15 protein-coding genes are annotated in these 22237 nt (G+C 45.0%); 11 read left to right on the top strand and 4 right to left on the bottom strand.

What is annotated here, in order from left to right; all coding sequences use genetic code 11:
• Positions 1–60: 60 nt before the first annotated feature.
• Positions 61–1416: a dipeptidase gene (locus GQY27_RS16255; protein ID WP_201450745.1), complete on the bottom strand. Its 1356-nt coding sequence runs from the start codon at positions 1414–1416 to the stop codon at positions 61–63.
• Positions 1417–1693: 277 nt separating this feature from the next.
• Between GQY27_RS16255 and GQY27_RS16260 the strand changes: the two genes are divergently transcribed.
• The 7 genes from GQY27_RS16260 to GQY27_RS16290 all read left to right on the top strand — a co-directional run bounded on the left by GQY27_RS16260 (position 1694) and on the right by GQY27_RS16290 (position 14723).
• Entirely contained in the window at positions 1694–4123 is a 2430-nt protein-coding gene (locus GQY27_RS16260) for a helix-turn-helix domain-containing protein (protein ID WP_160036314.1), read from the top strand.
• A gap of 305 nt (positions 4124–4428) precedes the next feature.
• On the top strand, positions 4429–5364 hold the full coding sequence (locus tag GQY27_RS16265) for an ABC transporter permease (RefSeq protein ID WP_160036371.1): 936 nt from the start codon (positions 4429–4431) through the stop codon (positions 5362–5364).
• 55 nt (positions 5365–5419) lie between these two features.
• Positions 5420–6304: a carbohydrate ABC transporter permease gene (locus GQY27_RS16270; protein ID WP_160036315.1), complete on the top strand. Its 885-nt coding sequence runs from the start codon at positions 5420–5422 to the stop codon at positions 6302–6304.
• A gap of 33 nt (positions 6305–6337) precedes the next feature.
• Positions 6338–7864, top strand: a complete 1527-nt coding sequence (locus tag GQY27_RS16275; protein WP_160036316.1) for an extracellular solute-binding protein — start codon at positions 6338–6340, stop codon at positions 7862–7864.
• A 23-nt stretch (positions 7865–7887) separates the two neighbouring features.
• Positions 7888–11127: a glycosyl hydrolase gene (locus GQY27_RS16280; RefSeq protein ID WP_160036317.1), complete on the top strand. Its 3240-nt coding sequence runs from the start codon at positions 7888–7890 to the stop codon at positions 11125–11127.
• A 22-nt stretch (positions 11128–11149) separates the two neighbouring features.
• Positions 11150–12439, top strand: coding sequence for a Gfo/Idh/MocA family oxidoreductase (locus GQY27_RS16285; RefSeq protein ID WP_160036318.1), 1290 nt, complete (start codon positions 11150–11152; stop codon positions 12437–12439).
• Between the two features lie 226 nt (positions 12440–12665).
• Positions 12666–14723 carry a glycoside hydrolase family 88/105 protein gene (locus GQY27_RS16290; protein ID WP_236570633.1) on the top strand — a complete coding sequence of 686 codons (2058 nt, stop codon included), beginning with the start codon at positions 12666–12668 and terminating at the stop codon, positions 14721–14723.
• 86 nt (positions 14724–14809) lie between these two features.
• On the opposite strand, the gene GQY27_RS16295 is transcribed toward GQY27_RS16290, so the two are convergent.
• Entirely contained in the window at positions 14810–15688 is an 879-nt protein-coding gene (locus GQY27_RS16295) for a DUF72 domain-containing protein (RefSeq protein ID WP_160036319.1), read from the bottom strand.
• A gap of 197 nt (positions 15689–15885) precedes the next feature.
• On the opposite strand from GQY27_RS16295, the gene GQY27_RS16300 reads away from it, so the two are divergent.
• A complete protein-coding gene (locus tag GQY27_RS16300; RefSeq protein WP_160036320.1) occupies positions 15886–16899 on the top strand; it encodes an MBL fold metallo-hydrolase in 1014 nt (337 codons plus the stop codon).
• Between the two features lie 67 nt (positions 16900–16966).
• Here GQY27_RS16300 and GQY27_RS16305 read toward each other — a convergent pair whose 3' ends face one another.
• A complete protein-coding gene (locus GQY27_RS16305; RefSeq protein WP_160036321.1) occupies positions 16967–17545 on the bottom strand; it encodes a phosphatidylglycerophosphatase A family protein in 579 nt (192 codons plus the stop codon).
• A 121-nt stretch (positions 17546–17666) separates the two neighbouring features.
• On the opposite strand from GQY27_RS16305, the gene GQY27_RS16310 reads away from it, so the two are divergent.
• The 3 genes from GQY27_RS16310 (at position 17667) to GQY27_RS16320 (ending at position 20209) form a co-directional block, all read left to right on the top strand.
• Positions 17667–18722, top strand: a complete 1056-nt coding sequence (locus GQY27_RS16310) for a GerMN domain-containing protein (protein ID WP_160036322.1) — start codon at positions 17667–17669, stop codon at positions 18720–18722.
• A gap of 98 nt (positions 18723–18820) precedes the next feature.
• Positions 18821–19576, top strand: coding sequence for a ribonuclease PH (gene rph / locus GQY27_RS16315; protein WP_160036323.1), 756 nt, complete (start codon positions 18821–18823; stop codon positions 19574–19576).
• A gap of 6 nt (positions 19577–19582) precedes the next feature.
• Positions 19583–20209, top strand: a complete 627-nt coding sequence (locus GQY27_RS16320; RefSeq protein ID WP_160036324.1) for an XTP/dITP diphosphatase — start codon at positions 19583–19585, stop codon at positions 20207–20209.
• 104 nt (positions 20210–20313) lie between these two features.
• On the opposite strand, the gene asnB is transcribed toward GQY27_RS16320, so the two are convergent.
• A complete protein-coding gene (asnB, locus tag GQY27_RS16325; RefSeq protein WP_160036325.1) occupies positions 20314–22158 on the bottom strand; it encodes an asparagine synthase (glutamine-hydrolyzing) in 1845 nt (614 codons plus the stop codon).
• Positions 22159–22237 lie beyond the last annotated feature (79 nt).

The raw sequence follows: 22237 nt of genomic DNA on the forward strand, positions 1-22237 counted from the left end.
GTACGGTGGTGTGAGAGGTCGGCTACTCTTCTAATGGGTAGCCTCCTACTCGATTTACTTTTAAACACGCTTCAGATATTCAACAATGGTCAGCAGACCTTTATCAAAATTCTCCAAGTTGAAATGCTCATTTGGTGCATGCAGATTTTCATCTGGCAAGCCGAAGCCCATCATTACTGTAGGTGCATTCAGTGTGCTGGACAGTTTTTCAACGATAGGGATTGAGCCGCCATCTTTAGTAAACAGTGCACGTGTACCATATACGGTTTCGTACGCATCTGCTGCTTTTTGCAGCATCGGATGGGACGGATCGATATTAAAAGCATATGCTTTCTCTTTTGGTGAAATAGTTAGTTTTGCACCTACCGGAGTATGAGCATTTAGATGTGCTTCAATTGCATCGAGGCAAGCTTGTGGATCCTGATCTGCTACAAGCCGGCAAGTAATCTTGGCGTGTGCCTCTTTAGGGATAACCGTCTTCGTTCCTTCTCCTTGGAATCCGCCGTATACACCGTTAAGTTCAAGCGTTGGACGTGCACCGATTCGTTCCACGAAAGAATAACCTTCTTCGCCATAAAGCGCATCAAGACCGAGATCTTGTTTCAGTTTCTCTTCGTCAAATTGCTGTTTAGCAAATTCTTCACGCATTTCCGGAGACAATTCTTGTACTCCATTATAGAAACCTTCTACACTTACTCGTCCTTGTTTATCATGCAAGGTAGACAGTAATTCAACCATCGCATGAAGTGCATTAGGTACGCCGCCTCCGTAAGAACCGGAATGCAGGTCTGTATTCGCTGTATTCAAAGAAAGCTCAAGGGAGCAAAGTCCACGTAGGCCTGTAGAGATGGCTGGTTTTCCGGGAGCAAGCAAGGATGTGTCTGAGACGAGAACGACATCAGCTGCAAGCTTTTCCTTGTTTTCTTCGAGGAAGAGCGGAAGGTTTGGACTGGATACTTCTTCTTCACCTTCAATACAGAATTTGATGTTAACAGGTAGTTCCTTCTCTTGTTTCAAAATCGCTTCAACAGCCTTAACATGCAAGAACAGTTGTCCTTTATCGTCGGTTGCACCGCGGGCATACAATTTCCCGTCACGAATGGAAGGCTCAAAAGGAGGTGTCTCCCATAAATGTAGCGGATCAACCGGTTGCACGTCGTAGTGACCGTAGACCAGAACGGTAGGTTTTCCTTCCGCATGCAGATAATCTGCTGTAATCAAGGGATGACCTTTGGTTTCATGGATTTCTACATGCTCAAGACCCGCTTCTGTCAGTTTAGCTGCAAGCCATTCCGCTGCTTTATGGACATCACCTTTATGTTCAGATAAGGCAGAGATACTTGGGATGGATAACCATTCTTGTAACTCATTCAGATGTTGTTCACGATTGTCTTCAAAATAAGCCTTGTAATCAATACTCATAGTGTAAAGATCCTCCTCAAATAACGTCTTCAACGATTCCTTATTATTTTACACTCTTTTTTGAGGAATACGAAATATGGAGTGATTAAACTACATAATAATCCATTTTTGAAGGATTAAGGATAATACAGGGCGAAACAAATATATTAACCATTTCATTCTCATGTTAAACCTTATAGAACTTAAATACTCATCTAGATCAAAAATATGTGCTTTTTTATGAATATAATGATGAATGCGACTTCAAGAAAATAGGCAGGTGAACTTAACGATGATTCCTCGTCTTCATCCAGCTCGTAAGAAGAAGTTAAAACCGTTTGGTTTTATAAAAGGAAGTTCCCGCAAGGGACGTTTTTATCGTAAAAGTTTAATTACGATTCTGCTGATCGCAAGTATTCCAGGGCTCATTACAGGTATGACGATGTACTGGCTTGTCATCGGGCAGATGGAAAAAGAATTTAACAGGCTCCATCAGAATCAGATTATGAACCGAGCTGAGAATCTTGCCGATCAGTTCAGTTATATGGAACTCAGCTTATCTCATTGGGCGTTTGAACCTCGGTTTGGGGAAGAACTGAAAGAAATGGATTATGTCTATCAGTTTACAGAGACAGTAGATATCATGAAAACACTATACGTATTGCAAGGTTCTAATCCACTTATTCAAAAAGTAGAGTTGTACCTAAATGAACCTCGGCCGATCTTGTTCAATCGTTCTTATAGCGAGCTGACCGATCTATCGCAGATTGATTCCTATAATGAGTATCTTAGAGATGGGAGCCATATATACTGGACAGATCGAATTCCAGGACAGCCGCTGGCGGAGCGGGAAACAAAGAGTGCGGAAGACAACTCAGCCCATTTGCTTCATACAGATCCAGGAGAAGCATTAGTCTTGGTTCATAAAATACCAGGGGGGAGTCTCAGCCCTTTCGGAGCCCTCATCGTTAAGCTGGATAACAAAAAAGTGACAAATCTACTGAAAACGCTTACCCCTTATGATCAAGGTTCCACTTTTTTAATGGACCAAAAAGGAAATATACTCCTGTCCGGTGGAGACCATGAGGGCAGCTCCTCTAAACAATTAAATGAAAAAATTAGACAAAAGGTGGACCTGTCTCGAGACAAGGGTTCATTACTATATACGTTTGAAGGGATCTCTTACTCTGTGTCCTATGGAAAAATGAATCGGATTGATTCGAACTGGTTCTATGTTTCAGCAGCGCCAATTACCGACATAACTGCCCCTTTGTTATCGGTGTCCAAAGGAATTGTACTGATGAGTACGGCAGGACTCCTGCTTGCGATTCTATTATCCTGGCTGGTATCTCGCCGCATCTATACACCGATTGAACGATTATTGAGATTGCTTTCTGCTGAATCAGCCGGTAATACGGGTAACAGCCCTGTTGTGTCTGCGGTTAACGTGGATGAATTCGAACTGCTTGAAGCACAGTGGAATGAACTTGTCATGGAGCGAAGTACCGTTCGGAAAAGGCTTGAACTTCAGTTGCCGCAGCTGCGGAATGGATATATCATGCAGCTCATTCAAGGGCATCAGTCTGCTCATTCCGAAGAGGATCTAAGGCAAAGACTAGAGGATCTTGGATTTCGGGTGCGGGATCAGCAATTTTTACTCGTCAGACTGCAACTTACAGGATACTCCAAGCTGAGCGGACGTTTTCTTGAGCAGGATAGAGGCCTTGTTACTTTGACAGTAGTGAATATTATTGAGGAATTCGCAGAGCAGCGTTTTGAGCAAGCTTGTGTGCTGAATTTCCACGATCTGTCTGCTGCGATCCTTTTAACCGGTGAAGAAGAGAAACTAAAATCATCTGTACTTGAGTGGTCCGAAGAATTGATGGTGGTCATTAACCAAATTATGAAAATGAATGTGACCATTATGGTGGGTAGACCTACGAGTTCTGTTCGTGATATACCCTCCCTATTTATGGAACTTGAGCAAGCAGAAGCATTCCATAGCATTGAAGAACTTAACCAGCTCCTGGATTTGGATCATTTGACACTCGCACACGATATAGAACATTCGAGCTATCCGTTTCTTATTGAACGAGACCTGATTCATGCCATTCGAACGGGAAAAGAAGAAGAGGCAAGAGATCTGCTCCGTGAGTTTGTAAAACAAGTCACACAGCGTCAATGTAAGATCTATCAGCTGCAGCAGATGATGCTTCAACTGCTAGCAAGCATGCAGTATATGATGCTGCAGTCTGGAATTCCTCCCTATGAACTATTTAGTGGCCGTAATTTGTATGATGAGCTTGCCCAGCTGAGAGAACCCTTGCAAATAGAGGCTTGGCTGAAATCGGAAGTGATTACTCCTTTTATTACCTTTATGGAAGAAAGATCACATTCAGGGCTGAAACCCGCAGTTGAACGCACCATGGAACGCATCGATCAGCAGTACATGACGGATATATCGCTAGAGGCTTGTGCCGATCTGGAAGATATGACTCCTTATGCACTTAGTAAAGCTTTTAAACAAGTTGCAGGAATCAATTTTATTGATTATGTCACCTTTCGGCGTATGGACAAGGCAAAACGTTTACTGCGAGAATCCGATTTGAAAATAAACGAAATTGCAGATCAGGTAGGTTATCAGCACAGCTACTTTAATCGGATCTTCAAGAAACAAGAAGGGTTGACCCCAGGGCAATACCGTGAACAGTGGAACCGTTAATTCGTTTTTTATAGGCAACACAAAAAAAGAAATGAGTGCAAAAAAGTGATATGGAAGACAAAATGCAAACGGAAAAGGATGCAATTTTTCCTTGCTCCACCAGGCTTTTTGAGCGATTTCATCTATATACAAAAATGGTCAGTTGCCGGAAATGGACAGCGGTATGTAAAGTAAAGTCATTCAATTGTTAACGCTTACAAAATATTCTGGTTTCTTTCGCCAAAGAAAGGAGATCGCTCATGAATCAACATTTCCCTGGTGGTTCACCGGATTCTGCCGCATTACAGCCGTATACACCAAACAGAATGACCAAGGCTGAAGCGAAACAAAAAGCTAGAAAAAGATGGCTTGCTCAATTAAAACGAAACAAGTGGCTTTATGTCCTCTTAGCTCCTGGACTGCTTTATTTTCTTATCTTTAAATATGCACCGATGTGGGGGGTTGTCATTGCATTTCAAGACTATCAGCCCTTTCTTGGAATTCGTGACAGTCAGTGGGTAGGGTTTGATAATTTTACTACCTTTTTTCAGAATCCGGACTTCTTCAGGCTGCTCCGAAACACTTTGATTCTTGCTGTATATGATTTGATCTTCTTCTTTCCCGCACCGATCCTAGTCGCCTTACTTCTTAATGAAGTTACAAAATCATGGTTTAAAAGAACCATTCAGACGCTTGTTTACGTACCTCACTTTGTATCCATGGTTATTATCGCAAGTATTACGTATGTGTTTCTTACACCCAATGGCGGTGTTCTGTACGAACTGATCGCCCAAGTCACGGGAAGGCCGGTTGATGTGCTGTCAAATCCAGATTCTTTTCGGCCTCTGATCATTATCCAAATGCTTTGGAAAGAAGTGGGATGGGGCACCATCATATTCCTGGCCGCACTTGCCGGGGTAGATATGGAACAATATGAAGCTGCTATTGTAGACGGGGCAGGACGGATGCGAAGAATATGGCATATTACCCTTCCTGCGATACGTAATACGATTATTATTTTGCTGATTCTTCGTCTCGGTAACTTTATGGACACCGGTTTTGAGCAAATTTACCTAATGACCAATTCCTTGAACCGTGATGTAGCGGATGTATTTGATACTTATGTGTATCAAGTCGGTATTACACAGGGAGCTTTCAGCTACAGTACGGCGGTTGGATTGTTTAAATCTTTAATCGGTATTGTCCTGATTCTTGGAGCGAACAAACTGGCCAAAAAGTTTGGGCACTCCGGGATCTACTAGTCTGAAGGCTGGTTAGCTTGCACCGATTCTAAATTTTTTGTAGGGGGTCCGCAAGATGAACAAACGGTTTAATACCCCAGGCGGGCGTGTGTTTGATGCGTTCAACTACGTGTTCTTGGGACTGTTTGGACTTGTCACAGTACTGCCGTTTCTCTACATTATCGGGAATTCATTTGCCACAGAAGCAGAGATTACGGCCCGAAGTTTCTTTCTGATACCAAAAGAATTTTCGATTAGTGCGTATCAGTACATTTTCTCTTCCTCCACCATTTTTAGAAGTATTGGGAATTCCATTTTCATTACGGTTTCCGGAACTTTTGTCAATCTGTTGTTTACGCTGACGATGGCGTACCCCCTGTCTCGCAAAGACTTTTGGGGACGAAATGTTGTGATGAACTTAGTTATCTTCTCCATGTTATTTGGGGGAGGAATGATCCCGACTTATCTCGTCATTCGTGGACTCGGTCTGCTCGACAGCTACTGGGCTTTAATTCTACCAGGGGCAATTGGCGCGTTTAACTTGATTGTGGTCAAAAACTTTTTTCAAGAACTTCCCGCAGGACTAGAAGAGGCGGCTCGAATCGATGGGTGTACGGATATTGGCGTGTTGTGGCGAATTGTGCTTCCGTTATCGAAACCTGTTATTGCCACCTTTGCTCTATTTTACGCGGTGGGTCATTGGAACAACTTTTTCTCGGCCCTTTTATATCTAACAGACAGTGCGAAATGGCCGCTGCAGATCATGCTTAGACAGATTGTACTTCTATCGCAAGGTACGGTGGGAGACATGGCTAACCTTGATCAAAATTTTGTTCAGCCTCCTGAACAGGCCATTAAAATGGCGGTGATTGTGGTTGGTACAATTCCAATTTTAATCGTGTATCCGTTCTTGCAGAAGCATTTTGCAAAAGGGGTCCTGCTTGGTTCCATTAAGGGGTAACAAGAAACTAAACATATATGGGGGTATAGGTTCATGAAAAAAACCAAAGGCACGTTAGCGTATTCAGTAAAAATGGTGAGTACTGCGTTCTTGATTGCTTCCTTACTTGCCGCTTGTTCACCTGGGGGGAAAGAGAACACGGTTGAATCCGAAAGCCCAAATAGTCCAGGAACGAAAAGTCGTATTAGTATTATGGTTCCAAATTTTCAAGCAGAAACACCTGGGGATAACAACGCGGTTCTACAGAAACTCGAAGAACTTACGGACACAGAAGTAGAGTTTCAGTGGGTACCAAGCAGTTCCTATGATGATAAATTCAATATCACACTCGCATCAGGTAAACTTCCTAGTCTCATGGTTGTACTCGGCAAATCGCCAAGCTTTATCAATGCGGCTCGCAGTGGTGCGTTCTGGGAGCTCGGTCCTTATTTGAAAGATTATAAAAATCTATCAGGTGCGAATGAGATCATACTAAACAATGCATCCATTGATGGGAAGACCTACGGCATATACCGTGCTCGGGCGCTCGGAAGAAACGGGGTGACGATTCGGAAAGACTGGCTGGATAACCTGAAGCTAAAAGCACCGACCACGATTGAGGAGTTCTACAATGTCATGAAGGCGTTTACAGAGAATGATCCAGATGGCAATGGGAAAAAGGATACGTACGGGCTCATCGCGAGTCAATTTAACGGGCCATGGGACATCATGCAGGTATGGTTTGGTGCACCGAATGGCTGGGGAGAAGAGAATGGAAAGCTGATCCCAGCGCATCAGACACCTCAATACCTGGAAGCTTTGAAGTTCTTCCGCCAGTTGTATAGCGAGGGCCTTATTAATAAAGATTTTGCTGTAATGGATGCTACCAAAATGTCCGATCTGATGGTCAACGGCAACGGTGGAGTCATGGTCGATGTAGCAGATAATGCGCAGCGTATTGAATCAAAAATATTGGAGAAGGACCCGAATCATACAGATGCTGTAGATGTTTTGCAAGCGATGGTAGGGCCTGAAGGACATCGTGATCTTCCCACTTCCGGATATGCCGGGATGATCGCTATCTCTAAAAGTGCGGTAAAAACAGAGGAAGAGCTGAAACAAGTGCTTACTTTCCTTGACCGTTTGAATGATGAGGAGCTGCAAATGCTGATGTCCTATGGACTCGAAGGCACTCATTATGAGAAAAAGGAGGATTACATCGTTCCTACTACAGATAAGCTGGCCATGAGAGATCTGAATGGAACCAACCAGATTCTTATGTTTATTCCGGAGACGCGGGGACTTACTGTAGAACAGACAGAAATACGTAAGAAGGTAGCGGAAGTGCAGAAGGCAAACGAATCCATCGTTATTCCTAACCCGGGTGAACCGCTGATCTCAGATGTCTATGCACAAAAAGGACCGCAGCTCGACAATATCATTAATGATGCGCGTACGAAGTTTATCGTGGGTCAGATTGATGAAAAAGGGTTACAGGACGCTTTTGCCTTGTGGGAGAAAAACGGAGGTAAAGAGTATGTAGAAGAGATGAATACACTTTACGCCGAACTGCAGAAATAAAAGGCTTCAGGGAGGTTATCAGCATGTGGAATAGTAGGACATTTCAGAATCCAGGAAATGAATATCGTGCTCATCCTTTCTGGTTCTGGAATGGTGAGATGGATGATGAGCAGATCAGACACCAAATTTCGGAGATGGAAAAACAGGGCGTAGGCGGATTTTTTATCTGTGCGAGACAGGGACTAACCGTCCCTTATCTCTCACAGGCTTGGTTTCATAAGGTACGGCTGGCTGTTAAGGAAGCGAAAGCAAAAGGGATGAAGGTTTGGCTTTACGACGAATATCCGTATCCAAGCGGCATGGCCGGCGGAGAAGTGACCCTTGAAATGCCGGAGGCAAAACAGCGTGCACTCCTACATCACACAGGCAGGGTGAGCCATGGCGATCATGTGTCATGGACCTTGCCATGGGCGGTGATTCTTTATGCAAAAGCAGTGCCGGTTAACGCGGATGGGACACATCAGTGGGAACAAGCAATAGAACTTCGAAAACAGATCGGAAATATCCAGCTTCAGCAGGTATATCAGGAAACGGGACTTACTTCATATAATCGCAAGCGATTTTTCACTTATGAAACTGCGTTTTGTTTGGAATGGGATGTGCCTGAAGGAGAATATGAAATCTTTATTTTCATGGAGCAGGAGATTGATGATTTTAAATATTACGGCAATTTTGTAGATCCTCTCAATGAGAAGGCGATGAAACGATTCATTGAACTGACGCATGAGCGGTATCAAGAGGAACTTGGGGACGATTTCGGAACCGTAATTAAAGGGATGTTTACAGACGAAATTGCACCTCTTGGCCGAATTCCATGGTCACCGCAGCTGCCGTCTTTTTTCAAGGAAAGAACAGGTTATGATCTTATCGAACAGCTTCCTGCCTTACTGCGAAGTGATGTACCTAAGGCAAAACAGACTCGGTATGACTATTATCAATCCGTCCATTTGCTGCTGCGAAAATCAGTTCATAAACAGGCGCATGATTTCTGTGAACAGGCACAAATCGAATATGCAGCTGAGGTTCCGTCTCTACGAATGACAACACAGCTGTACAGTCATCTGCCAGGCGGTGACTCTGCACATGAAAAAACAGGCCGTTCGCTTGAATATATACTACAGCGCTACGGACTGAATATGCGGGATAACCCGAAGATGGTTAGTTCACTGGCTCGGCAGCTCGGCAGACCGCGCAATATGATCGAATGTTTTCATAGCGTAGGCTGGTCCATGACCTTACAGGATGCAAAATGGATGATCGACCGAATGGCTGCCATGGGCACGAATTTTTATAATTTTCATGCTTTTTTTTATACGATCGGCGGGCTTGCAAAACATGATGCACCTCCGTCTCAATTTTTACAAAATCCCTATTGGCCTTATTTCCGTGAGCTCGGAGATTATGTAGGGCGCATTAGTTATCTAATGAGCGAAGGGAAGGCGGATATTCGAATTGCTTTGCTTGACCCTACCACTACGTTTTGGACTCTGATGGGGAATCCGCTGCATGGATTTGCGTACGGCGGAGAAGAGGAAGAAGAAAAAGCACAGCTTGATCAGCTCAAGGAAGACTGGCTGATTCTATCAAATCTGCTGCTTCGATATCGCCGTGACTATGATCATCTTGATCCAGAACTGCTTGCTGAAGCACAGATTAGGGAAGGAAACATCGAAATCGGTGAAGCATCCTATGAGGTGTTGATTCTGCCCCCTATGCTGAATCTGGAGGCTGCTGCTTGGAATCAGCTTCAAGCTTTTGTCAGCGCAGGTGGAAAAGTCATTACGACCGGGTGTCTTCCAGTTGAGTCCGTTGAACCGGGATGTCCGGGTGCCTTGGACTGGGAAGAACTTGGGAAAAAGAAGAATTTGCGCTCTCTTCCTGTAGATGAAGCAATGGAGGAAAAAATTTCAAAGTATCTTCTACCACAGCTCCATGAATGGCTAGATGATGCTGTCGTACTACGGATTGATAATGACCCTCTGCACATCCTTCAGCAGTTCCGCATGATCTCAGCGCATGAGGCTGCTTTATTCCTAACGAATCAGGAAGGAGAAACTTTGCAAGGCAAGTTACAGATTGATAAGAAGGCACTGCTTAGCAGATTAGGTGTTAATGCGGAGATGGATAATATCCAAGTGGACGTGCGGAACTTATCACTTCGGACAGGAGAAACCAGTGAAAGACGCTCTGTCACTCATCATAAAGAAGTGGAAGTTACACTTGCTCCTTATGAAGCGGTAATTTTCTTATTTGGCATTGTCCCGGCAAACGTGATGACGGATAGAGAACCGCAAATAGTACCCAGCCCATATCAAATCAAGCTTCCTATAGCAGGGAGGTGGACGGTAACGCCAGAGCAGGATAATAAACTGCGTATCGGTGATTTTTCATTAACGGTTATTGACTCGCTGGGGCAGGTACATATTCAGGATCTGAAAGTACAGGCGAAAACATTTATTGAGCAGATTACGAGTGAAGCGGGAAGCGGCCTGCCTCTCCAATTCGATCAAGTATTCGGTACACCAAAGAGAGCCAAAGTGGCTTATCCACTGGATGCTGTTTATCAATCTCAGTTCATATGTCATAGAAAAGAAGAGAACTGCTTATTATTTTTTGATGGGAGCGCCATCTCGGGGAATTACTTCATCGAAGTCAATCAGCACCGGCTGAGTGCTTCTGCTTTCGCTCCTGTCTGGATCACGGATTATACCAATATCGGGACGGAGATTGCTCCCTACCTTCAGGTAGGACGAAATGAGATACGTGTTTGCGTGGAAGTGACCAAAGACGATGACGGTATCGTAGATCCGCTCATGTTATCTGGTTCATTCGGTGTTTACTACGAGGACGATAGGCCTGTACTGGCGGCATTACCTGAGTCTATTGATGCTCTGCTCCCAGAGCCGATGATAGGCTTCCCGCATTACGCTGGGACGATGAGTATTAAACGTACCTTTGAATACTTGGCTGTACAAGAGCAAGATACAGGTCAGTTCGAACTCTCTTTTACAGATTTTTGTTTGCAAGATGTTATCGAAGTGCTGGTGAATGGACAATCCCTGGGGATTCGCGCTTGGTCTCCTTACTGCTGGGCGGGCAGTACCTCCCTTCTTCGTGAAGGAGACAATGATCTAGAAGTCAAAGTTATCGGGACGCTAATTGGCCTGCTCGAAGGTACTTATTTTGATCAGGAGCAGCATGCCGCAGTCGATGTGAGAATAAAACAAAATGAAGCACAGGTAACATCCAAAAGTACAAAATAGGAACCTTAGGAGGTAACATAAAATGAGCAAAAAAACTTATGCGGTTGTAGGTACGGGAGGACGAGCAGGATTTTTCTATACGGCACTGGCTGAGGATTATCGGGATCAGTCTGAACTTCTCGCATTTTGTGATACCAACCAGACACGTATGGATTATGCGAATCAAGTGCTAAGGGAGAAATGTGATTACCCTGAGGTGCCTACTTATAAAGATACTGAATTTGAGACTATGATTGAAAAGCAAAAGCCGGATACCATCATTGTTACAAGTATCGACCGAACGCATCACCGCTATATTATCCGAGCTCTCGAACTCGGCTGTGATGTCATTACAGAAAAGCCGATGACAGTTGACGAGGAGAAATGTCAGGAGATTCTTGATGCGGTAGAAAGAACCGGACGAAATGTTCGGGTGACGTTTAACTATAGATATGCTCCGCATCATACGAAAGCTCGTGAGCTGATTATGAACGGAACGATCGGCGACGTTCATTCCGTGCATTTTGAGTGGCTTTTGAATACTCGTCATGGTGCCGATTATTTCCGCAGATGGCACCGTGACAAACGAAACAGCGGGGGACTGCTCGTACATAAATCAACACATCACTTTGACTTGGTTAATTTCTGGATTGGCTCTCAGCCAGAGACCGTCTTCGCATTTGGGGATTTACTCTTCTACGGTAAAGAGAATGCAGAAAATCGCGGAGAAAGCCATCCTTATCAGCGGGCAACCGGGAATGAACATGCGAAAGATGATCCTTTTGCACTCCATCTAGATGAGAATGAATCACTCAAAGCCATGTATCTTGATGCCGAGCACGAAGATGGATATCAGCGGGACCAAAACGTTTTTGGAGACGGGATCAGTATCGAAGACACCATGGGTGTCCTTGTGAAATACAAAAACCGTGCAGTCCTTACGTATTCACTGAATGCGTATATGCCGTGGGAAGGATACCGTATTGCTTTTAACGGCAGTAAGGGACGGATTGAAATGAATATTGTTGAACAGTCCTATGTGAATGCAGGCGGAGACCGAGCAAACGAAGGGGCGCTGCAAGGACATAGTATCAAAGTATTCCCCATGTTTGATGCACCTTACCTGGTTGATGTAGAGGAAGGAGAAGGAGGACACGGCGGAGGCGACCCAGTTCTTCTAAATGATCTGTTTGGTGAGCCGGTGCATGATCCATTCAATCGTGCAGCGAATCATGTGGATGGAGCACGTTCTATTTTGACAGGAATTGCTGCTAACAAAGCCATTCGTACTGGACTTCCTGTACAGATTGATGATCTTGTGAAGTTCTACTAGAACGTTCGCCGTAATGACGGACTCTTTAAATTAAGAACAGAAGGGACTGGTCCTCATTCGATATTTTCATGCTAATGAAGCGATAGCAAGCCGTGTACCTGACTCCATACCGGATGTGCTTGAGACCATCGCACAGCGATATATCGGGGATAATCCTAAGCATTCGTTTCTATTTCGCGCCTTTCAGAGAGAAGGATTTAAGAGACTTTCGGATTATAGATATGAGATGGATCTCTGTGAACGTCTGCCCGAAGCGACTACTGGAAGTTATGCTTATGTATGGGGAAAGCTGTGGAGCGGGCAACCGCAGGAAACGAAACTGAATATGAGTTTAAGTTGTTATAGTCCTGTGAAGATTTATGTGAACGGAGCCTTATTTTTCACTTCGGATCTGCATCAAGAACTATTTCCAGAAAGACGAACTGCTCTGCAAATTCCCGTTCAGTACGGCTGGAATGATGTCATTCTTCAGTTTGTGAAGACCGATGTCGGGTTTGGCGGTGTCTTTGGTACGGGTTCGTTTAAGAATTTTCCTCTTCATTTTATTGTTCCAAGTAATGACCGGGACGGAATGGAAGGATGGCTGTATTCGGAAGCGTTTGAAGAGCCTCCAGCAGAGCTGCCTCGACAAGGAATGACCGAAGAAGAAACAGGACTTACCTGGTATCCTCGGCAGTACTGGAGTGATCTAGAGAATCATTCCGGAGTATTCGCAAGGCTCTATGGAACAGAGGAGCAGGCGGAAGCGTACGCTTGGACAACAATTGCTGTAAATAAGCCGGGAAGCACTCCCCTTTTATTGAAGGGCAGACATGACGGACCGATTACGGTTTACTTAGATGGAGCGATAATCTATGAATCAAAGGCAACCGAAGGGGAACTGACACTGCCGATTCAGCGCAGGTTCGGTGTTCATCATTTAATCATTAAGGGAGCTTGTCTTGATTCGTCGGTTTCCCGGTGGGGATTTCATCTGGAGGAGATCGAGCAGGAGAGCGGGGCAGCACTGATCTCACCTTATCCAGTAGCGGGCAGCCGCGATCCTTACTTATACCTAGGACCTTTTGAGCCGGGGACAAACCTGACCCCAGCTCAGGTTCAGGAAGTGCACCGTGTATTTGATGATGGCAAACGAGGCGTATACTATGAGCTGGATCAGCCGAGAACGACCATCCGACCTTATCTCGAAAACACACATTATGGGAAGTGGAATTATCCATTAGGGGTTACATTACTCGGCCTTCTGCATACGGGAACGGAGCTTGGAAGAGAAGATTATATTCGCTACGGCATAGATCATATTTCCCTCAGCACTACCTTTGATCAGTACGGGTTATGGGACAGGGCCATGTATGGAGCGGCAGGGATTAATAATCAATTGTCAGCCATCGATAGTTTGGATGACTGCGGTTCTTTTGGAGCAACGATGATGGCTGCGATGGATCTAGCGGATATTCCTTATGGAAGAGAGACAGCAGACCGTATTGCTGGTTATATTACAGAGGAGCAAGAACGTTTGGAAGATGGGGCTTTCTTTCGTCAAAGAGGCAGTGGGGAGATGCGTCAGGAGACCATGTGGTGTGATGATTTGTATATGAGCACTCCTTTTCTCTCCCGTTACGCGCGGCTGACCGGGGATGCCTCCTATCTAGAGGATGCGGTACAACAATTTCTGCTGTTCCGTAAATATCTCTATATTCCGAAACTGCAAGTGATGTCTCATGTATATGATTTTGTTAGAGGCAGCGCAACGGGAATCCCATGGGGACGAGGAAATGGATGGGTGCTTTTTTCACTCACTGAACTTCTGGAGATTCTTCCTGAAAATCATGCCAAACGCTCCGAATTGATATCTTTTTACAGGGATTTGAGTGAAGGTTATCTTCGTCTGCAAGGAGAAAATGGTCTGTGGCATCAGGTACTAAACCGTCCTGATAGTTATGAAGAAAGCTCTTGCACGTCTATGTTTATCTATGCTTATGCAAAAGGGGTTCGTAACGGCTGGTTGACCGATCCTGCTCCGTATATTGATGCAGTATTTCAAGGCTGGAGAGGGCTGACTCGTGTCGCGATTGATGCGAAAGGTAATATTTACGGTGTCTGTCGCGGCTCCGGATACTCTTTTACGGCGGCTTATTATAAAGATGATTTAGGATGGAACCTGAATGATACCCATGGAATTGGAATCGTGCTTCTAGCAGGTGTAGAAACGCTGCGTTTACAAAATGAACTTAAAAAAGCAGAAGTAGCGGAAGCCGCAGTGGTTTCACCTCGTCCTTCTTAAAGATAAATTCATAGATTCGTTCCCATGCTAAAAAAGGGTAAGAGGCTCATATGGAGTCCCTTGCCCTTTTTGTATTTAGCTCCTGGCTAGAAGAGTTCAAGCTGCTCGGGTTCTTCTTCCTGCTTTTGTTTCACGAGATCAGAAGCTAGAGGCTGAGGAGTCATGCCTAATAAGGTCATGAGCTGTTTTGCATTAGCTGCCGCATCTCCGCCGGAGTTGTTGTTAAAAACGATGCAGATTTCTTTGCTTTGACGAGCTAACTTATCCAGTTTCTGCTTCCAATCGGTAAGTTCCTCTTCGTTGTAGCGGTAAAGATATCTCACTTCTCGCCAGTTTGGTGCCCCGCTCTGATGCCAACCAGCGGCATTCCTACCATGAAAGCGAATTATGGACAGGTCATCGTCTGTGGCCGATAGGATCGTAGGGACAGAGCCTTGTCCCGCGTCCGGTTCATCGCAGATACTGTGAATCCAGCCTTCCCGGCGCATGAAAGCAAGTGTTTTAGCCTGAATGTCGCCTTCAAACCAGCTCCGATGACGAAACTCCAGTGCACAAGGAATTCCCTGCATACGTGCCTTGATCTCACGCAGTGTATTTACGTTGTCCCGCGTACAATCAAACCAAGGCGGAAACTGAAATAACACAGCTTTTAGTTTGCCGCATTCGATCATAGGTGTAAGAGATTCGTTGAAAGCAGCATACATACTTTCTGTGTCTGAAAAGTAAGGTTTGCCGCGAAGATGGCCTGTCATCCCTTGATACGCTTTGACAATAAATGAAAAGTGTTCCTGTGTATCTTCAGTCCACTTTGCCATGCGCGCTGCCGGCTGAACAGCATAGAAGCTGCTGTCAACTTCTACAATGGGAAAATGAGCGCTGTATTCGGCCAGTTTATCTTTGGATTTCGTGCCGGGCAGGTACAGATCATCATGGTCGCCCCAGCCCGTTAGACCAATATGGATCATTAAGGTGTACCTCCTCGCCTCATTTTTCTGGTAAACTTTCTTTGTTCGCACATTATATAGTAAGTTGGATAGGGGTTCAAATACATAACCCATACCATTTTAATACGATTTTACCTATCGGTTTGAAACAGACCGTAATCATGATATTTGTTTTTATGTCATTTTTTTATGTCATATATAGAAAGGAGAGGAATCATATGAAACTGCCTGAATGGACATTCCACGAGGAAGAACAATTGACGCAGGTTAAAATCTCCATGTCCGGCCCCTTACGATGGGTGAACAGTTATCTGTGGAGAGGGGAAACAGGAGTTGTTATTGTGGATCCTGGCCCGCGCAGCATTCAGACGGAAGAAGAGTGGCGCGTCGTCTGGAATAACCTATCGATTTCGCCGCAGGAGATTACAGATATTATACTGACGCATCATCACCCAGACCACTACGGACTAGCCGGCTGGATGCAGGAACAGACAGGTGCAAACGTATGGATGTCTCAAAGAGCACATCAGGAAGCGGAATTTATGTGGGGAAAAAAGGCGGAGATTAATCACATTTTGCCCGTATATTTTCGCAGCCATGGTATGACAGAGAAGTGGGCGGAGCAGCTGCTTCCTCACCTAGAAAGTTTTGATTCACAGGTCACTCCTTCACCCATAGTCCAGTATGTAGAAGAAGGCAACTTTGAAGTGGGAGGACGGAGATTCCAGGTCATTGAAACTTTCGGGCATGCACCGGGACATTTGTCATTCTACGAGGTGAACCGAGAACTGATCCTATGCGGAGATGCGGTTTTACCGCAAATTTCACCGAATATAAGCTTACTGCCTGGCAGTGACTCAGAGCCGCTGCTGCATTTTATGCAAGGGTTAGACCAGCTCGGAGCACTCTCTGTGCGCAAAGCTTTTCCAGGTCATAGGCATCCGATGAAATCTTTTCGTGAGCGTGTAAGCTCGCTGAAGATTCACCACGAAGAACGGCTGAATGAGATGGAGAGAATGATTGGCGAACAGCCGCAGACTGCATTTGACGTTTGCATAGCCTTATTTGGAGAGAAATTTGGTATTCATCAAATGCGCTTTGCTATGGCAGAGACGTTAGCTCATCTGCAAGAACTTGTTCGTCAGGGAAGAGCTGATCTGACTCTGATCGCAGAGCAGGGAAGCAAGCATCCGCTGTATGTTTATGTAATTAGTACAAAGGACAACCCTTAATTAGAGAATAGGGTTGTCCTTTTTTATTAACGTTATCAATCTCATTTAGCGATAGATAGATGACTGTTTATTTTTCGATTTCCATGATCTCTTCCATATCGTCTCTAACCGGGTATCCGCCGAGTTCTTCTTCCCGCTCCGCTTGTTTCCGGTGAGCAATCCGGCTGCTTGCTGAAGCAGCAACAGCACCTACAATATCGTCAAGGAATGTGTGAATATGACCATCGTTTTTATCGTTTAATTTTTCTAAAATCCCCGGCTTTAATTTATCGATATATCCATAATTGGTAAATCCAATACTGCCATATACGTTCACAATGGAAAATGCGAGCACCTCATCGACTCCGTAAAGACCTTCATCATGTTTAATCATATCCTGCAGCGGCGAGATAAGTTTGCCTTCTTCTGCAAGGATATCTAGCTGGATCCCTGTAATCACTGCATTTTGTACTTCGCGTTTCTTGAGCACTTGTTTCACGTTATGAATGCATTCTTCCATGGTGAGCTCAGGATAGTATTTTGATTGCAACAGCATGACAAGTTCCGCAATCTCTTCTACTTTCACACCGCGTTTCTCCAGCCATTCATTCGTTGCCTCGGCTACCTTTCGGCTGTTCAAGCTATAAGGCATGTTGTCCAGTGTCATTGTCTTCACTCCTTTGTCAAAGCACAGTTTATCCTGTTTCTTTAAAATTTAGTTATTTTTTAAACAAGGGCTCGTATACATAGTAGTACAATCTGTACAAAATTGTTAGGAGGACATCGATATGAGTCGTTTCCAGCGCAAGGTTAAAATGATATCTGCAGCGGGTCTGATTACGGTTCCTGTATTACTTACAGGATGCGGTATATTTCCATCTCAAACATCTGAGCCGATTGACGAGCCGCCTTCCATCATTGAATCTGCGATGATCAAGGCAGCCGAGGGTAAAGGAGGCATTCTTCAAACAGCCCAAGCTACGGTTTATTTGAAAGATCAGAATGGGCTCCTTGCTCCTGTTACTATGTCACTTCCTACTGTTGGGGATTTAACCTTTGCAGAATCAGAACTCGCCGCACTCGTAACAGGAGGAGCTTACTCGGGGTATTTGCCGGAAGGATTTACAGGGGTGCTTCCACAAGGAACAGAAATTAAGGATGTAAGTATTGATGCAGATAATAAGCTGGCTGTTGTTGAATTCAACTCGAAATTTACGGAGTATAAGCCGGAAGAAGAGCGTCAAATTCTTGAAGCACTCACTTGGACACTGACGGGAAATCCAGATGTGCAGAGCGTACAGCTGTGGGTGGATGGGAAAAAGCTGAACGAAATGCCAGTGAACGGAACACCAGTTGCACAGTCTTTAACACGTGGGATGGGGATCAATCTTGATCTTGGCAGTTCGCTGTCCACAAATTCAAGTCCTGTTACGGTATATTTTACTGACTCAACTCCAGACGGAGTAGAGTACTATGTACCTGTGACAAGGTTAATAGAACCGAGTAACGATCGCCTCAAATCAGCCCTGACTGAACTTATTAAAGGACCGGGAAGCGGCGAGCTGGATATGGTGCTGACAGCAGGCACACTTCTAGAATCGGTCGTAACTGGAGAAGATGGTATCGTGACCGTAGCTCTGCAGGATGATATTTTTGACGAAGGAGTTACGGTCCCAACTTCGCTCTTACAATCGGTTGTAATGACCGTAGCTGATAACTCAGGGAATCCGGATATAAAAGTAAAAATCACACTAAATGATCAGCAGACAGTAATGGGTGAAGATGAACAGAATTATGGGGAACCGGTCACGAAACCCGAGTATATTAATGAAATTCCAATTTAATGAATAATTCTTAACCTGTAAAGATGCTTTTGATGGACCATTTTGGTAGAATAAAAAAGACAATTACAGGACGCTTAAGACGTAGGAGGCAGTAAAAGATGAGATCTAACGGACGCACCAGTGAACAGCTTAGGCCGATCACGATGACCGCAGGTACCAACAAATTTGCAGAAGGTTCCGTATTTATTGAGGTGGGGGACACCAAAGTAATTTGTACAGCAACTGTGGATGAAAAGGTACCGCATTTCATGAAGGGACAAGGCAAAGGCTGGGTGACAGCTGAATATTCCATGCTTCCTCGGGCAACACAAACCCGGAATCAGCGCGAGGCAGCTCGCGGCAAATTAACGGGACGTACCATGGAGATACAAAGGCTCATCGGACGCGCATTGCGGTCCGTAGTTGATTTGCAAGCACTTGGCGAGCGCACCATTACCCTTGATTGTGATGTAATCCAGGCAGATGGAGGAACACGTACAACTTCTATTACCGGTTCCTTTGTTGCAATGGCCATTGCGATTGACAAAATTGCTCAGCAGCATCGTTTGCCTGTATTCCCGATCACCGATTATCTTGCTTCGGTGAGTGTCGGTGTAGTTGGACAGGAAGCTATGCTTGATCTGAACTATGAAGAAGATTCCAAAGCGAAAGTCGATATGAATATCGTGATGACAGGCAGCGGAGAATTTGTAGAGCTGCAAGGAACAGGCGAAGAGAGACCATTCAGCCGTAAGGAACTGGACGAATTACTCAGCCTTGGGGAACGCGGTGTGCTTGAGATGATTAAGCTGCAGAAAGAAACCCTGGGCCCGATTGCATTGAAGATCGGTTCACGCGGAATTGGGGAGGCTTGATTCTCCATGTTTCAGCTTTACAGCCCCATTGTTATTGTAGCCACGAAGAATAAAGGGAAAGTCCGTGAATTCTCCCATGCATTTGCTGCGCTTGGTATAGAAGTAAAGAGCATGTATGACTATCCGGACTTGCCTGATGTGGTGGAAGACGGAGAGACGTTTGCTGCTAATGCATTTAAGAAAGCAAAAACTGTAGGCGATGCGTTGCATCTGCCTGTACTCGCTGACGATTCGGGCTTATGTGTGGATCGATTAGACGGAGCACCGGGCGTATACTCTGCGAGATATGCCGGTGTAGATGCGAGTGATGCAGACAATAATGAGAAGCTGCTAAGTACACTTGGCTCTCTTCAGCTTGGTGAAGATACAGAGCAGCCTCTCCTTAGTCCTGCACGGTTTGTATGTGCCTTAGTGCTATACGATCCTTCAACGGGAAACAAGGTGGAGTCATTCGGTTCAGTAGAAGGGTTTATTACATCTGAAGGTGCTGGACAAGGCGGCTTTGGATATGATCCGCTCTTTTATTTGCCGGAGTATGACAAGACGATGGCTGAACTTAGCTTGGATGAGAAGCAAGCCATTAGTCACCGTGGAACTGCACTGCGCGAACTGATAGCAAAGTTAAAGGCTTAGTAACACGGATAAGTACACAAACACCTTCCTAGGATTATGATCCAGGAAGAGAAGAGAGACCTGCCGGCGGCAGGTCTCTTTTATAATATATTTACGTCTTTCAATCAACGAATTGCGACTTTATAGGTCTTAAGCCAGAAGTTTACTTGCGTAAGATAGGCGAATAACTGAGGACCAGACATCAGCTGGCCAAACCATGGCAAGGTTGAAGACGCATCTTTAGACGAGGCGAGTTCTTTAATTTTCTTCACATCAATAAGCGGCAGTATCGGTGAATTAGGATCGTCCAGCACATCTAGCATTTGCTGGCGTACCGCCGCCAAATAGTTTGGATTGTGGGTTTTAGGATATGGACTTTTTTTACGGTAGAGCACATCATCCGGCAGAACGCCTTCGAGTGCTTTACGCAGAATTCCTTTTTCACGATCCCCGGTCATCTTAATCTCCCAAGGAACATTAAATACATATTCAACCAGACGATGATCACAGTAAGGAACGCGTACTTCTAGACCCACGCCCATACTCATCCGATCTTTTCGATCGAGCAGCGTTGGCATAAAGCGGGTAATATTTAGATACGACATCACACGCATTTGAGCAGCTTTACCCGTTTCTCCTGCTAGAAGCGGCGTTTCTGCGACAGCATCGGAATAGCGATCATGTAAGTATTCAAGCGGACGAGTCCACTCGGCGATATCCGCTGATAAGAGACTTGCTCTCATTTTGGGCGCAACCGCCCAAGGGAAGGTGCCGGAGTTCAGCATGTCTTCACGATGGAACCACGGGTAACCGCCAAATACTTCGTCTGCAGCCTCACCGGATATAGCAACCGTTGCTTTTTTCTTAATCTCCCGGCAAAACAAATAAAGCGAGGAATCCACATCCGTCATCCCCGGCAAATCTCTGGATAAAGTAGCTGCATTGAGTGCTTCCACAACTTCATCTGTATCAAATTCGATAAAATGATGGTTCGTTTTCAGTTCGTCAACCATTCGCTGAATAAAAGGGGCATCTGAATTAGGCTGAAAAGCGTGGGCTTTAAAATGTTTATCATTATCTACGTAATCGACCGAGAAGGTATCGATATTGCCTTGACCTGTTCTTTTATAATAATGAACGGCAAGTGCAGAGAGCGCACTCGAATCGAGTCCACCTGATAACAAAGAGCCGAGCGGTACATCCGAAGCAAGCTGACGCTCAAGCGTATCTATAAGCAGGCGTCTTACTTCCGCGGCCGTTGCCTCCACATCATCTTCATGCGGCTTGCTTTCGAGCTTCCAGTAAGCGTAAGTACGGAGGCCATTTCTAGTGAAGAGAGCGGCATGACCTGCTCGAAGTTCTTGCATTGAGGAATATACACCATGACCTGGTGTTCTAGCAGGACCGATAATAAAGATTTCAGCAAGTCCTTCGGGTCCAACTACGGCTTCCACAGCAGGGTGCAGCAGCAGGGCTTTTGGTTCTGATCCAAATACGAGTGTATCTCCTTGATGACTGTAGAAAAGTGGTTTCACGCCTAAGCGATCCCTTGCCATAAAAATATGTTCACGTCCGCTGTCCCATATAACAAAAGCAAAAATACCATTAAACCGGTCTACACAACCGGGACCCCATTCTACATAACTCGCTAAAAGCACTTCTGTATCACAAGTGGTCTTGAATTGATGTCCACGCTGTTCTAATTCTTTTTTTAGCTCCGGCGCATTATAAAGCTCTCCATTGTATACAAGGGTATACTGTTTGTCACTATGATTCATAATCATGGGCTGGGCACCGTTCTCAGGGTCCATGACGCTGAGTCTTCGATGTCCAAAGGCGCACGGTCCAGAGATCCAGGTTCCTCCCGCATCAGGTCCTCGATTCGACATACTTTCCGTCATGCGAACGAGAAGTTCAGAGTCCTGCGTGAGATCATGATTCCACTGTATAAATCCAGTAATTCCGCACATGAGAGTTCATCCTTTCTGGTCGTTTCTTCCACAGAAGTTTGTCTTTTATGAGTGTAGAGCGGTCCTACCTTACATTTCT

Source organism: Paenibacillus sp. An7, assembly GCF_009870785.1.
Taxonomy (GTDB): Bacteria; Bacillota; Bacilli; order Paenibacillales; family Paenibacillaceae; genus Paenibacillus.

Bases quoted from the DNA above. Each gene is read 5' to 3' on its own strand.
- GQY27_RS16270 (WP_160036315.1), top strand. From the start codon at position 5,420: ATGAACAAACGGTTTAATACCCCAGGCGGGCGTGTGTTTGATGCGTTC.
- GQY27_RS16280 (WP_160036317.1), top strand. From the start codon at position 7,888: ATGTGGAATAGTAGGACATTTCAGAATCCAGGAAATGAATATCGTGCT.
- GQY27_RS16305 (WP_160036321.1), bottom strand. From the start codon at position 17,545: ATGACACTGGACAACATGCCTTATAGCTTGAACAGCCGAAAGGTAGCC.
- GQY27_RS16295 (WP_160036319.1), bottom strand. From the start codon at position 15,688: ATGATCCATATTGGTCTAACGGGCTGGGGCGACCATGATGATCTGTAC.
- GQY27_RS16310 (WP_160036322.1), top strand. From the start codon at position 17,667: ATGAGTCGTTTCCAGCGCAAGGTTAAAATGATATCTGCAGCGGGTCTG.
- GQY27_RS16320 (WP_160036324.1), top strand. From the start codon at position 19,583: ATGTTTCAGCTTTACAGCCCCATTGTTATTGTAGCCACGAAGAATAAA.
- GQY27_RS16260 (WP_160036314.1), top strand. From the start codon at position 1,694: ATGATTCCTCGTCTTCATCCAGCTCGTAAGAAGAAGTTAAAACCGTTT.
- GQY27_RS16265 (WP_160036371.1), top strand. From the start codon at position 4,429: ATGACCAAGGCTGAAGCGAAACAAAAAGCTAGAAAAAGATGGCTTGCT.
- GQY27_RS16275 (WP_160036316.1), top strand. From the start codon at position 6,338: ATGAAAAAAACCAAAGGCACGTTAGCGTATTCAGTAAAAATGGTGAGT.
- rph (WP_160036323.1), top strand. From the start codon at position 18,821: ATGAGATCTAACGGACGCACCAGTGAACAGCTTAGGCCGATCACGATG.
- GQY27_RS16300 (WP_160036320.1), top strand. From the start codon at position 15,886: ATGAAACTGCCTGAATGGACATTCCACGAGGAAGAACAATTGACGCAG.
- asnB (WP_160036325.1), bottom strand. From the start codon at position 22,158: ATGTGCGGAATTACTGGATTTATACAGTGGAATCATGATCTCACGCAG.
- GQY27_RS16285 (WP_160036318.1), top strand. From the start codon at position 11,150: ATGAGCAAAAAAACTTATGCGGTTGTAGGTACGGGAGGACGAGCAGGA.
- GQY27_RS16290 (WP_236570633.1), top strand. From the start codon at position 12,666: ATGGATCTCTGTGAACGTCTGCCCGAAGCGACTACTGGAAGTTATGCT.